This is a genomic window from Halomonas sp. MMSF_3323 (assembly GCF_030733595.1).
Taxonomy (GTDB): Bacteria; Pseudomonadota; Gammaproteobacteria; order Pseudomonadales; family Halomonadaceae; genus Halomonas; species Halomonas litopenaei.
Genome location: NZ_JASHIT010000009.1, coordinates 39,234 through 52,283, shown reverse-complemented (window position 1 = coordinate 52,283; position 13,050 = coordinate 39,234). Strand labels below are relative to the sequence as shown.

The 13,050-nt window shown below is 65.1% G+C and carries 14 protein-coding genes; 9 read left to right on the top strand and 5 right to left on the bottom strand.

The annotated features are described in order from the left end of the window. Positions 1–6 precede the first annotated feature (6 nt). Genes deoC through cdd form a run of 5 tightly spaced genes read left to right on the top strand, consistent with a single transcriptional unit; the run spans position 7 to position 4,572 of the window. Positions 7–795 (top strand): deoxyribose-phosphate aldolase, encoded by a 789-nt coding sequence (gene deoC, locus RBB39_RS06185; protein ID WP_045991919.1) that lies wholly within the window; start codon positions 7–9, stop codon positions 793–795. Beyond that, a complete protein-coding gene (gene deoA / locus RBB39_RS06180; RefSeq protein ID WP_045991918.1) occupies positions 795–2,135 on the top strand; it encodes a thymidine phosphorylase in 1,341 nt (446 codons plus the stop codon). Before deoC ends, deoA begins: the two co-directional genes overlap by 1 nt. Next, entirely contained in the window at positions 2,132–3,388 is a 1,257-nt protein-coding gene (locus RBB39_RS06175) for a phosphopentomutase (protein ID WP_124802476.1), read from the top strand. Before deoA ends, RBB39_RS06175 begins: the two co-directional genes overlap by 4 nt. Further along, the gene (gene deoD / locus RBB39_RS06170) at positions 3,389–4,135 is read left to right on the top strand and encodes a purine-nucleoside phosphorylase (protein WP_045991916.1); all 747 of its coding nucleotides are present in this window, start codon (positions 3,389–3,391) and stop codon (positions 4,133–4,135) included. Next, complete coding sequence (gene cdd, locus RBB39_RS06165; RefSeq protein WP_045991915.1) at positions 4,132–4,572, top strand: cytidine deaminase; 441 nt, start codon at positions 4,132–4,134, stop codon at positions 4,570–4,572. The genes deoD and cdd overlap by 4 nt, the downstream gene beginning before the upstream one ends. Before the next feature lie 110 nt (positions 4,573–4,682). Here cdd and RBB39_RS06160 read toward each other — a convergent pair whose 3' ends face one another. Next, positions 4,683–5,156, bottom strand: a complete 474-nt coding sequence (locus RBB39_RS06160; protein ID WP_045991914.1) for an RES family NAD+ phosphorylase — start codon at positions 5,154–5,156, stop codon at positions 4,683–4,685. Beyond that, on the bottom strand, positions 5,156–5,602 hold the full coding sequence (locus RBB39_RS06155) for an antitoxin Xre/MbcA/ParS toxin-binding domain-containing protein (RefSeq protein ID WP_045991913.1): 447 nt from the start codon (positions 5,600–5,602) through the stop codon (positions 5,156–5,158). Before RBB39_RS06155 ends, RBB39_RS06160 begins: the two co-directional genes overlap by 1 nt. 392 nt (positions 5,603–5,994) lie before the next feature. Here RBB39_RS06155 and RBB39_RS06150 point away from each other — a divergent pair, with 392 nt between their 5' ends. Then, entirely contained in the window at positions 5,995–6,390 is a 396-nt protein-coding gene (locus RBB39_RS06150) for a VOC family protein (RefSeq protein WP_045991912.1), read from the top strand. Positions 6,391–6,642: 252 nt separating this feature from the next. Here the strand turns inward: RBB39_RS06150 and RBB39_RS06145 are convergent, their stop codons facing one another. Beyond that, the gene (locus RBB39_RS06145; RefSeq protein WP_052704282.1) at positions 6,643–6,918 is read right to left on the bottom strand and encodes a glutaredoxin domain-containing protein; all 276 of its coding nucleotides are present in this window, start codon (positions 6,916–6,918) and stop codon (positions 6,643–6,645) included. 285 nt (positions 6,919–7,203) lie between these two features. Next, positions 7,204–9,549 carry a mechanosensitive ion channel family protein gene (locus RBB39_RS06140; RefSeq protein WP_045991911.1) on the bottom strand — a complete coding sequence of 782 codons (2,346 nt, stop codon included), beginning with the start codon at positions 9,547–9,549 and terminating at the stop codon, positions 7,204–7,206. A gap of 105 nt (positions 9,550–9,654) precedes the next feature. Between RBB39_RS06140 and RBB39_RS06135 the strand changes: the two genes are divergently transcribed. Further along, complete coding sequence (locus tag RBB39_RS06135; RefSeq protein WP_045991910.1) at positions 9,655–10,650, top strand: amidoligase family protein; 996 nt, start codon at positions 9,655–9,657, stop codon at positions 10,648–10,650. Beyond that, on the top strand, positions 10,643–11,371 hold the full coding sequence (locus RBB39_RS06130) for a gamma-glutamyl-gamma-aminobutyrate hydrolase family protein (protein WP_045991909.1): 729 nt from the start codon (positions 10,643–10,645) through the stop codon (positions 11,369–11,371). Before RBB39_RS06135 ends, RBB39_RS06130 begins: the two co-directional genes overlap by 8 nt. A 112-nt stretch (positions 11,372–11,483) precedes the next feature. On the opposite strand, the gene RBB39_RS06125 is transcribed toward RBB39_RS06130, so the two are convergent. Then, on the bottom strand, positions 11,484–11,912 hold the full coding sequence (locus RBB39_RS06125) for an OsmC family protein (protein ID WP_045991908.1): 429 nt from the start codon (positions 11,910–11,912) through the stop codon (positions 11,484–11,486). Positions 11,913–12,161: 249 nt separating this feature from the next. Between RBB39_RS06125 and RBB39_RS06120 the strand changes: the two genes are divergently transcribed. After that, entirely contained in the window at positions 12,162–13,037 is an 876-nt protein-coding gene (locus tag RBB39_RS06120; protein WP_045991907.1) for an aldo/keto reductase, read from the top strand. The last annotated feature ends 13 nt before the right edge of the window (positions 13,038–13,050 follow it).

The following is a 13,050-nucleotide window of genomic DNA, read 5'->3' as shown; positions in this document are numbered from 1 at the left end:
CCTCCCATGTCCTCCCAGTCGACCAACCCCTCCGTGATCGCTCGCCAGGCACTGTCCTTGATGGATCTGACCAGCCTCAACGATGACGATACCGACCATGTCGTCGAGGCCCTGTGCCAGCGGGCCAAGACGCCGCTGGGCCACACTGCTGCGGTGTGCATCTATCCGCAGTTCGTGGTGCCGGCGCGGCGCGCCCTCACCGCCCACAACCTCAGCGGCCAGGTCAAGATCGCCACCGTGACCAACTTCCCCCACGGCGAAGACGATGTCATGGCAGCCGCCCGCGCTACCCGCGAAGCGGTGGCTTCCGGTGCCGACGAAGTGGACGTGGTCTTCCCCTATCGCGCCTTCATGAATGGCGATGATCAGATCGGCCAGGGACTGGTCGAGATGTGCAAGGCCGCTGCCAGCGGCCGCACCCTCAAGGTGATCCTGGAAACCGGCGAGTTGAAGGACGCCGAGCTGATCCGCCGGGCCAGCGAGCAGGCCATCGCCGGTGGTGCCGACTTCCTCAAGACGTCCACCGGCAAGGTCGCCGTCAACGCGACGCCCGAGGCCGCGCGAGTGATGCTGGAAGTCATCCGCGACGCGGACCGCCCGGTCGGCTTCAAGGCCGCCGGGGGCGTTCGCAGCGTCGAGGACGCCGCCGTCTATCTGGAGCTTGCCGCCGAGATCATGGGTGCCAACTGGGCCCGTCCCGAGACCTTTCGTTTCGGCGCCTCGGGCCTGCTCGACAACCTGCTGATGACCGCCGGTGTCGGTGTCGACGGCGGGGGCCAGTCCGGAGGCTACTGATGCTGTTGCAGGATATTCTTGCCGCCAAGCGTGACGGCCAGGCGCTGTCCAGCGAGGCCATCCGCCAATTCGTGATGGCCATCGCCGATGACAGCGCCGGTCAGGAGCAGATCGGCGCCTTCGCCATGGCCACCTATCTCAACGGCATGACGCTGGATGAGACGGTGGCGCTGACCGAGGCGACCCGGGACTCCGGCAGCGTGCTGGACTACCGGCAGCTTGACCTGCCGGGGCCTATCCTCGACAAGCATTCCACCGGCGGCGTGGGCGACCCGGTATCGCTGATCCTCGGCCCCTGGCTCGCCGCCTGCGGAGCCCACGTGCCGATGATCTCCGGTCGTGGTCTGGGCCACACCGGCGGCACCCTGGACAAGCTCGAGGCCATCGCCGGCTATGACGTCACGCCTCGGCGCACCACCTTCGAGCGCCTGCTCAAGGACGTCGGTGTGGCCATCGTCGGACAGAGCGGCGATCTGGCGCCGGCGGACAAGCGCCTCTACGCGGTGCGCGACGTCACCGCCACCGTCGCCTCGTTGCCGCTGATCGTTGCCTCGATCCTCGGCAAGAAGCTCGCCGAAAACCTCGATGCCCTGGTCATGGACGTCAAGATCGGCAACGGCGCCTTCATGGCGAACGACGACGAGACCCGAACCCTGGCAGCCACCATCGCCGACGTCGCCCGACGTGCCGGCACCCCGACCACGGCGGTGCTCAGCGACATGAACCAGACCCTGGCCGAAAGCGCCGGCAACGCCATCGAGGTACGCGAGTGCCTGGCGATCATGCGCGGTGAGCGGCGCGATTCGCGGCTGTTGACGCTGACCCGCCGCCTGGCGGTGGAAGCGCTGCTGGCCGGCCGACTGGCGACGTCCAAAGAGGACGCCGAACGCCAGCTCGAGGCACGCCTGGCCAGCGGCGACGTGGCCGAGCGCTTCGAGCGCATGGTGGCAGGTCTTGGCGGACCGACCGACCTGCTGGAAAACGCAGGCGCCCTGCCCGCCCCGGCCCCGGTGATCCAGGACGTCCTGGCCGAGCATCCGGGACGGGTGGCACGTCAGGACGTCAAGGCGCTGGGCATGGCGGTGGTCGAGCTGGGCGGCGGGCGCCGCCGTGCCGGCGACGCCATCGACCATCGTGTCGGCCTGGACGCCATCGCCGCCATCGGCCAGACGGTCGACCGTCACACCCCGCTGGCGCGCATTCACGCCGCCAGCCAGGCGGACGCCGACAGACTCGCGGCACGAGTACGTGAGGCCTTCACCCTCGGCGACGAGGGCACGCCCCCGCCACTGGTGCACGAGACCTTGTGCGATCCTTCGATAACGGGAGAGACACCATGAGCCGCGCGATCGTGCTGGTGATGGATTCCTTCGGCATCGGTGCTGCCCCCGACGCCGAGCGCTTCGGCGACGCCGGCGCCGATACCCTGGGCCATATCGCCGAGGCCTGTGCCCGCGGGCAGGCCGACGACCGTGGCCGCCGCGGCCCGCTGCAACTTCCCAACCTGGCCCGCCTGGGGCTCTATCACGCCCACCGCGAGGCCACCGGCGCCAGCGCCGCAGGCATCCAGCTAGGCGAGATCGACGGCGCCTACGCACACGCCATGGAGGTGTCCTCGGGCAAGGACACCCCGTCCGGGCACTGGGAAATCGCCGGGGTCCCGGTGCGCTTCGACTGGGGGTACTTCGAGGACAGGGAGCAGAGCTTTCCGCCGCAACTGCTCGAGGCATTGATCGAGGAGGCGGCGCTACCCGGTGTGCTGGGCAACTGCCACGCCTCAGGCACCGAGATCATCGCCCGTCTGGGTGAAGAACACTGCGCCAGCGGCAAGCCCATCGTCTACACCTCCGCCGACAGCGTCTTCCAGATCGCCGCCCATGAGGACAGCTTCGGCCTTGAGCGCCTGCTGTCATTGTGCGAGACCGCCCGGCGGCTGCTCGAGCCCTACAATATCGGTCGGGTGATCGCGCGCCCCTTCGTCGGTGACGACGCCGCGAGCTTCCAGCGCACCGGCAATCGTCGCGACTATAGCGTCGAGCCGCCCTCGCCCACGGTGCTGTCGAAGCTTCACGACGCCGGCGGCGAGGTCGTGGCGATCGGCAAGATCGCCGACATCTATGCCCACTGCGGCATCAGTCGTCTGATCAAGGCGTCGGGCCATGACGCTTTGATGGAAACGACCCTGGCGGCCATGGATGAACCGGTAGCGAGCGACACCCAGCGCCTGATCATGACCAACTTCGTCGACTTCGACATGGTCTACGGCCATCGCCGCGACGTCTCCGGCTATGCGGCGGCGCTGGAAGCCTTCGACCGACAGTTGCCGGCGCTGCTCGAACGGCTGACCGACGACGATCTGCTGGTGATCACCGCCGACCACGGCTGCGACCCCACCTGGCAAGGCAGCGACCACACCCGCGAGTTCATCCCGGTACTGGCCAGTGGCGCCGGGCTTGCGGCCGGATCGCTGGGGCGTAGGCAGAGCTTCGCCGACATCGGCCAGAGCCTGGCGAGCTATTTCGGTCTTGCCCCCATGGCCGACGGTGAAAGCTTTATCGAGCGCAAACGAGCATTGGATAGACGAGGAGCTTAGATGGCTACCCCCCACATCAAGGCCGAACGTGGTGATTTCGCCGACACCGTGCTGATGCCCGGCGATCCCCTGCGCGCCAGATACATCGCCGAGACCTTTCTCGAGGATGCGCGCCTGGTCAACGAGGTGCGCAACATGTACGGCTACACCGGCCGCTACAAGGGACGCGAGATCTCTGTCATGGGCCACGGCATGGGCATCCCCTCGGTATCGATCTACGCCAAGGAACTGATCACCGAATTCGGCGCCAGACGGCTGATCCGCGTGGGTTCCTGCGGCGCCGTGCGCGACGACGTCAAGGTACGTGACCTGATCATCGGCCTCGGCGGCAGCACCGACTCCGGCGTCAACCGCTCGCGCTTTCGCGGCCTCGACTTCGCCGCCATCGCCGATTTCGACCTGACCCGTGCCGCCGTGGACGCCGCCGGCGCCCAGGGCACCCCGGTCAAGGTCGGCAACATCTTCTCTGCCGACCTGTTCTATCACCCGGACCCGGCGCTGATCGACTGCCTGCGCAAGTTCGACATCGTCGGCGTCGAGATGGAGGCCGCCGGGCTCTATGGCGTCGCCGCCGAATTCGGCGCCCGCGCCCTGACCATCTGCACGGTATCGGACCATATCGTCAACGGCGACAGTCTCTCCAGCGACGAGCGCGCCACCAGCTTCGACGAGATGATGACCATCGCCCTCGAGGCCGTGCTCGAGGACGACCGCCAGCAAACCAGTCGCCAGGAGACCACCCGATGAGCGATCCAAGGACGACAGAGACCGTCGACGCCGATATCGTCAAGGCGCTGATCGAGGTACGCGGCCGCGCCTACGTGCCCTACTCCAGCCATCCGGTAGGCGCCCTGCTGATCAGCGACTCGGGAGCCCGCTATGTCGGCGCCAACGTCGAGGTCGCCCACTACAAGGGGCTGTGCGCCGAGGCCTCAGCCATCGCCGCCATGGTCACCAGCGGCGAGACCCGGCTGAAGGAGGTCTACGTCATCGGTCCCGGCGAGCACCTGTGCACCCCCTGCGGTGACTGCCGTCAGCGCCTGCGCGAGTTCTCCTCCCCCGACACCCTGATCCGGGTGGTGGACGCGGACGGCCAACTGCTCAAGCGCTACACCATGGATGAGTTGCTGCCGGACTCCTTCGGGCCGGAAAACCTGGGCAAGGACTCCGCTTTCGTCAGCTAGGCGAGCGAATTCACTTCCTGGAAGTTGTCCGCTCTGGCGCTGCCGAATCGGCTCGATTTGCCTGGCAGACCTGCCTGAGCGCCAAACGAACTGACTCGGCAACCGGAGCGCTACTGGATGCCCTGAAACAATCTCGGATTGTAGATCCGTGCCCGGATGTCGATGAGCGAGACGTTGTCCATGTCCGGGTGCAGCGGATTCACCACCGCCACCTGATCAATGCCCGCAGCAGCGGTACTTGGCACCAGCAGTATCAAGTTGCGGGCCGCCGACAGGAACGCGGTACCGAGTCGCCGCGTGTGTTCAGGAGGGGGAAACAGGTCCCAGCCATCAGGCAATTCATCGACTCCGACCTTCTCGACGGCGCTGCTTTGTACGTCATAGATGCCCAGGCGAAAATCCTTCGGGACCAAGCGCGGGTCTGGAATATAGTTACCCATTTCCAGCATGGCGACGGAGGCACTGGTACCGAAATACAGCACCGGATGGCCGGGGTCATTCCAGCGCGCCCCATCGTGATAGCTGGCACCGCGCCCGGACAGGTTGGTCAGAAAACGCTCAGGAGCGATACGGTACAGCCTCATCAACTGAAGTCGCCGTGACTGATCTTGCGCAGCACCTGTCGTACCAGTTCACGGCCAGCAAAGGTATCCAGGAGTTCGATCGGGCGCGAGCCGGCGAGTGCGGGTACCTCGGCGTGCAGCCATTGATGACCGACCGCTTCGTCAGCGAACACCTCACCTACCTCGACAAACAACTTCAGCGTGTCGAGCACTTCTTCGCTTTGCGCACGCCCCAGCGCCTTGCGCTTGTAGAAGCGATGCAGATTGCCGGAGTCCGTCTCCAGCAGTCGTACAAAGAGATCGCGGTCGGCCGACAGTGCATCGATCGCCTGTTTGAGCACGCTTCCCGGCAGCCCTTGCCTGACGGTTCTGATAAAAGCGGCTGAATCGGTGTACACCTCGCGGGGCAGGTCGATCTGCGCCATCACCCCGCCACCCGCTGCACGGTCCTTTTCGAGAAGCTCCATCGCGGTCTCCCGGCGCTCACTCGCTGGCACGGCGCCAGCAACATTCCCACCTGTACGCTTCAGCATACATCAGATCGAAGTTTTACCAACATCAATATGACCCAAACTCGGCAAGGGTGCACTTTCGCCGACTCGCCACCACACAGCGGAACGCGTCACCGCCAGCGGGCAGCACCGGCCCGAGCCAATTCGGCCTATGCTCAATACTGTTCAGCGCGACCCCGCCCGGCTCACCACAATCGCTCGAGACGTGACGTTCGCTTTGGCCGCGAGGCAGGACGAGGGTCACCCGCGCTGCATCACCCTGTGCAGGTCATCGGGGTGGCGGCCATCACGGCGCAAGCTCCTGCGTCCAAGTACCCGCCTCAATTCAAACAACAAGGTAACGGTCCATGACCACAGACTTCTCTCCCGGCGACAATATCGCCATGAAGATTCCCGCCCACGAGTACGAGGCGACCGTTGCCTTCTACCGCGAGATCCTGAAGTTCGAGGAATTGACGCCCCCCGGTGACCGGGAGACGCCGCGCTTTGCCTTCGGCGACAAGGTGCTGTGGCTGGATCGCGAGCCGCACTTGAGCCAGGCGGAGATCTGGCTTCAGATCGTTGCCAGCGACATCCAGGCCGCCTCGAGCTACCTCGAACAGCGTGGCTGTCAGCGCTGCGACGAGATCGAGCACCTGCCGGAAGCATTCAACTCGTTCTGGATCACCAGCCCCTGCAATATCATCCACCTGGTGTCACCCGCCGATGACTCGCCCCCCGACGATATGACAAAGGAAAACTGAGCCAGTTGACTGCAGCTGCCGCAGCCAGCCGGACGCAAAAAAGGCCACCACTGGTGGCCCACAAGGCTTGCTGGACTTGCCTGAGATCGGTTCCATCAGACGTGCTGTAGCGTCTTTCGCGTGGCGAGACTGGCGGTGACGCCACGCGATTCGAAGGCTCGTTTGTCCCAAGTGGTGGCCGCGCTTGCTTCAGGCCACCCTTGCTTCAGGCCGCTTTGGGTTCATGAGTCCCACGACGTCAGACGCTTTGCTTCAGGCTACCTTTCCCTTGCTGAAGCGCTTCTTCAGGTAGGCGACGATGTCCATGGATTCGTACATCCAGGTCTCGCTGCCGTCTTCATTGGTAATCAGCAGGCACGGCACCTGAATCTTGCCGCCGCCTTCCTTCAGTGCCTTGCGGTGCGCCGGGTTGGCGCCCGCGTCGCGGATATCCACCTCGACGCCGAGCTTGTCGAGTTCACGGCGCACAAAGGCGCAGAACGGGCAGTGGGCGAAATGGTAAAGCGCGAGATCCTTGGCAACGGTCATGGTGACGACTCCCTCGTGGGTGATACCGCTCGTTGACGATGTGGTCGGTGACGTCACTCCCTTCAAGAGTCGACGACACCCGAAACAGTTGGTGCAGGCGACGGCGCGTTCCGGAGGTTCAACCTTGGCGCTGAGCCTTGGTACCAGACCTTGGCGCTGAGCCTTGGTACCAGACCTTGCCGCCGCCCGACTTGCTAGCTTGGTGTCGCCACTCGCGAGTTCCTGACAGCCTTTCCCGACTTTTCTCACCTCAGTGCATTGCATGCGGGGTACAGCACAACGCCATCAGGTTCCCGGATCGGGCGAGGCGCCGGTAGCACTGGTTTGATGGTGGGGGTCTGCCACCCCGGCCTGGCCTCGGGCGCGCCCGCTGGCATCGCGCCCCTGGTGGTCGGCCTCGCCTTCGCTGGTGGTGCCATCGAGACGCCCGCCGCCACGGCCTTCCATGCTGACGCTGAGGCGCGGCGCGCCCAGTTCGACGCCCATCTCCTCCATGCGCTGCTTGAGCAGCATGTTGAAGGCACGGGCCACGTCCCACTGCATTTCCGGCGAGGTGCGAAAGCGCATCCGCAGGATCGCGCAGCCATCCTCGAAACGATCGATACCCTGCATTTCCAGCGGTGACCAGATGTGGTGGCGCATGATCGGATCCTGGCGCAGATCCCGGGCGGTCTCCTGCATCAGGGTGGTGGCGTCGTCGATCTTCATGTCGAAGGGAATGCGGATCTTCATCAGCGCCACGCCGAACTGCCGCGACATGTTATGGATGGAGTCGATACGCGAGAAGGTCAGGATATGCACGATGCCGTCCAGGTCACGCAGGCGTACGGTCCTGAGCGTCAACCCTTCCACCGTGCCCATGTGGCCGTTGATCTCGACGAAGTCGTCCACCGCCAGGGAGTCCTCGATCAGGATGAAGATGCCGGTGATCAGGTCCTGCACCAGGGTCTGGGCGCCGAAGCCGATGGCCAGACCGATCACCCCGGCACCGGCCAGCAGCGGCGTCACGTTGACCCCCAGATTGGCCAGGCCGACGATGGAGGCGATGATCACGATGGCTGCGAAGATCACGTTGCGAATCATCGGGGTGATGGTCTGGGCCCGTGCCTGGTTGACCCGGCGCCCGCGCGAGCGCGCCGAGGAGGTCAGCGCCCGCTGGATGGCGGTATCGGCGAAGATCCACACCAGCCAGGCCAGCAATACGGTAAAGGCGATCGCCAGGATCGCCTGGCCGATGCGCACGCTGGCCACCCCTTCGCGGCCGATGCCCACCAGCGAGCCACCCCACACCTGCAGCGACAGCTCGGCGAACACCAGCCAGGCAAGCACATGCCCCAGGGTATAGGCGAAACGTTCGAGCCTGCGGCGATACTCGCTGTGGTGGCGGTGGCGACCCCGGCTGTGGTCATGACGTTCGTTCTGGCGGCGCAGCAGCGCGGTAACCACCAGCGTCAGCACCAGCAGGGCGGCGTTGATGATCGAACGGGCCAGTGCGGTACCGACATCGCCTCCGGTGACGAAGATCGCCACCAGCGAGGCCCCCACCAGCAGCAACGCGGGAATATGCCACAGCCGACCGATCACCCGAGTGACCTCGGTGGGACTCGAGCAATCGCTGCGGATGGTGTAGGTGCGGTTGCGAATCAGATGCTTGATCGGCCGCTTGAAGCGAACGATGAAGCGGAAGGTCAGCACCGCGGCCAGGATATTGGCCAGCACCGAGGCTAGCGAGGACAGGTCGACCCCCAGTAGGTCCACCAGACGTTCGGTCTTGAAGGCGTCGCCGAGGGCGATCAGTGCGCCGATGACGAACAGCGGACGCAGAGCCCGCTGCTGCAGCAGCTTGACCGCGGTATAGCGATGCCCGCGGGTGAACACCGAGATGACGATCTCGACCACCACCGACAGGATGCGCCCGCACAGTGCGGCGTAGGCGATCACCGATACGACAGTGCGCCCGGCGCTGCCGGGCACCAGCTGTGACACCCCCAGCACCGCCAGAAAGGCCAGCGCCCAGGGCAGCATGCGGCGCAGAAAGTGAGCCGCCAGCAGCCACGCCTTGGGCTCTCTCGGCAGGTCCATCGGCCAGCCCCGGCGGGATCCGATCAGACGCCCCAGCGCCACCAGGATGATCACCATGCCACCCCAGATCGTCAGCAGGATGCTGAACTCCACGGCGAACTGGGCCAGCTCGCTATGGCTGGTGTCGGCGATCAGGCCATTGATATCGCGCCAGCCCTCCGCCAGCTTGGCGCGCCACTGGGCCATGGGCGACCCGGCCCCTTCGGCCTGCTCGCCAAGCTCGGTGAAGGTGTCGGCAAGCGCCCCCAGCAGTCCCTGGGAACCGGTGCCGGTTTCCGCTGCGGCCTGGCCCGCGTCGCGCAGTGACCTGAGGCTATCGAGCAACTCCTGACGGCTCTGGTCGCTTTCCAGCGTCTGGATCAGGGTATCCAGGGATCGCTGCAGCTCTTCGGAGGAAGCTTCCTGGGGGGCCTGTTCACCGCCCCCGGCCAGGGCCTCCAGCGCCAGGCCCTGGGCCGACGCCTGAACGGGCAAAATACATGCCCCAATTAGAAAGAGAAGCACAAACCATTGAAATATGTGAACTATTTTACTTCTATGCAGCAACATTCGTGCTCCCTGCCGGTGAGGACTCGGCGCCGCCGCCGATGAAAAGTGACCGCCTATGGTAGTCTGCGAAGTAACGTCCCACTAATGCCTTATCAGGATGCCGCCATGAAAGCTCAAGCGCCACCCGAGCCCACCACCGCCGACGGAGACATCCGCAAGGTGGGAGTGGAAATCGAGTTCGCCGGCCTGGACCCCATGGCCACTGCAGAGATGGTCCAGTCCCTGTTCGACGGTCGTATCGAGGTCCAGAGCGCCCACCGGATGAAGGTCAGCGACACCCAGTGGGGCGACTTCAAGATCGAACTGGACTCTCAGTACGTCCACCCCGAATCCCCCGAGGACGCGGCCAAGACGCCCGGCGACGACTGGGATCGCATGCGCCGCGACCTCGATCGTCGCTCTCGCGAGCTGCTTGGCGACATGGTCACCGGCCTGGTGCCGACGGAGGTCGTCTGCCCCCCGGTCCCCTGGGATGAGCTCGACAAGCTGGACACGCTGTTCGACGGACTCCGCGAGCACGGCGCCAAGGGCACCGAGGCCAGCCTGATGTACGGTTTCGGTCTGCATCTGAATCCGGAGCTCCCGAGCCTCGAGGCCGAGGACATCCTGCGCTATCTGCGCGCCTACCTGCTGTCCGCCGACTGGCTGCGCGAACAGATCCGGGTCGATATCACCCGGGAGGTGCTGCCCCACGCCAATCCCTTCCACAAACGCTACTGCCTCAAGCTGTTCGACGAGGACTATGCTCCCGATATCGACCAGTTGATCGATGACTATCTGGCCGACAACGACACTCGCAACCGCGATCTGGACATGCTGCCGTTGTTCGCCCACCTGAGGCCCGACCATCCCCACGAGCTGTTTCGCAAGGAACTTGTCCAGCCGCGACCCACCTTTCACTACCGTCTGCCCAACGCTCAGCTTTCCGAAGCCGACTGGGGCGCGGTGACCGAATGGAACCGCTGGCTCGAGGTCGAACGCCTGGCCTGCGCGCCCGAGACCTTGCATGAGCGTATGGCGGAGTATCGAGCCCGTCACCTCGACAGCTCGCTGTGGCAAAAGATAAAGCACAAGCTCAAGGGAGACTCCAAGGATGGCTGAACGCCCGGTGATCGGTATTTCCACCTCCGACCACAAGAGCCTGCTGGCCTGGTGCTTCGACTGGTTCGCGGTGTGGCGCCATGGAGGCAAACCGCTCAGGCTATCGCCGTCGCGGCCACGACCGGACCGGCTCGATGGCCTGATCGTCGGCGGAGGTGATGACATCCAGGCGCATCTGTACGGCGGCGAGATGCAGCTCGACGTGCGCGTCGATCCAGAACGTGACGAACTGGAACTCGAGCTGCTGGCCCGCGAGATCCCGCGCAATACACCGGTACTCGGTATCTGCCGCGGCTCGCAACTGATCAACGTCCACCTGGGTGGCACCCTGGACAGCGACATCTACACCACCCACGAAGGGCTCAAGCGCCGGCGCACCGTGCTGCCACGCAAGACCGTTGACATCGTCGAGGGTAGCCGACTACATCAGCTGCTGCGGGTCAGCTGGTGTCGCATCAACAGCCTTCATCACCAGGCGGTGGAACACACCGGTCGCGGTGTCGATATCGTGGCACGTGACCGGGACGGCCTGGTTCAGGGGATCGAGTCCCGTGAGCACGACTTCCTGCTGGGGGTTCAGTGGCACCCGGAATTCCTGATCTTCAATCGCCCCCAGCAACGACTCATCCGCGCTCTGGTCGACGCGGCGAGAAAGCCCCACGCCGAGCGCCAGGTGCCACCGGAACCCCGCGCCGAACGTCCCACGCAAAGCGCCTCCTGAGCACGAGCCTTCGAGGGTCAATGCAGCTGCGCGAAAAAGCCCGCCAATCGGCGGGCTTTTCCATGTGGCAACAACATCGTGGCAACGACGTCGCTGACGCGACCCGGCCGGATCAGGCCAGCTTGGCGTCCAGGCTGATCTCGGCGTTCAACAGCTTGGAGATCGGGCAGCCGGCCTTGGCCTTCTCGGCGGCCTCCTGGAACACCGACTCGTCGGCGCCGGGGATGCTGGCGCGAGTGGTCAGATGCACCTTGGTCACGGCGAAGCCACCGTCGACCTCATCGAGGGTCACCTCGGCGCTGGTGTCGATGCTGTCGGCTTCAAGGTCGGACTCGCCCAGAATCATCGACAGTGCCATGGAATAGCAGCTGGCGTGGGCCGCACCGATCAGCTCTTCCGGATTGGTCCCGGCCTGGCCTTCGAAGCGCTGCTTGAAGTCATAGGGAACATCGCTGAGCGCGTCGCTGTTGGTGGACACAACGCCCTTGCCCTGCTTGAGACTGCCCTTCCACTGCGCGGATGCGGTGTTGGTGATACTCATGACGACTCCTTCCAGTTGAGATACACGGGCTGGTAAACACACTACGGTGGCGCCTCTTCCTGAGGCGCTCGCCCCGCCACCTCCCATCGATGGGCGGTACCTGCGGGGCCAATCATCCCTGGCGGGACAACTGATGACTTCACCATGCATCTTGTACCGAGGTCTGTCCAGCCTCGTCTTGCGCGCCGACGGTCATGGCTGCGATAGTCGATCGCATCTCTGGAAAACTATTCCGCAAAGGTGTGCGACATGACGACTGCCAAGGTTCTGCTGGAAACCGGAAGCACCGCCGAGGCCCTGCCTGCCCTGGGCCAGGGCACCTGGTACATGGGTGAAGGGCGTGCGCCCCGGCGACAGGAAATCGCCGCCCTGCAACGTGGGCTGGAGCGAGGTCTGCGGCTGATCGACAGCGCCGAAATGTACGGCGACGGTGCCGCCGAACGCCTGGTCGGCGAGGCCATCCAGGGTCGCCGCGACCAGGCGTTTGTGGTCTCCAAGGTCTACCCCTGGAACGCCGGTCGCGACAGCGCCATCGCCGCCTGCGAAGCGAGTCTTGAGCGCCTGGGCACCGATTACCTGGATCTGTACCTGCTGCACTGGCCGGGGAGCATCCCACTGGACGAAACGCTGGAGGCCTTCGATCGCCTGGTCGCTGCCGGCAAGATTCGTCGCTTCGGTGTGTCGAACTTCGACGTAGACGATATGCAGACGCTGGCTCGCCTGCCCGGTGGCGGCGACTGCGCGGTCAACCAGGTCCTCTACCATCTGGCGTCGCGGGGAATCGAGGTCGCCCTGAGGCCATGGCAACGCCGGCAACGGATGCCGCTGATGGCTTACTGTCCGCTGGCCCAGGCCGGCGCCGTCGGCGCAGATCCCCTGGCCGACCCGCAACTTGGTGAGCTCGCCGCGGACCTCGGCCTGACCCCGGCGCAACTGCTGCTGGCCTGGGCCATCCGACCGGTCGAGGGCCAGCACGAGGTCATCGCGATTCCCAAGGCCGCCTCCCCCGAGCACGTCGACGACAACGCCAGGGCGCTGGAGGTAACCCTGGACGCGGCAACACTTGCGCGACTCGACGCCCTGTATCCGGCGCCCCAGCGCAAGGTGCCGCTGGACATCGTCTAGCCGGGCCGGGCTC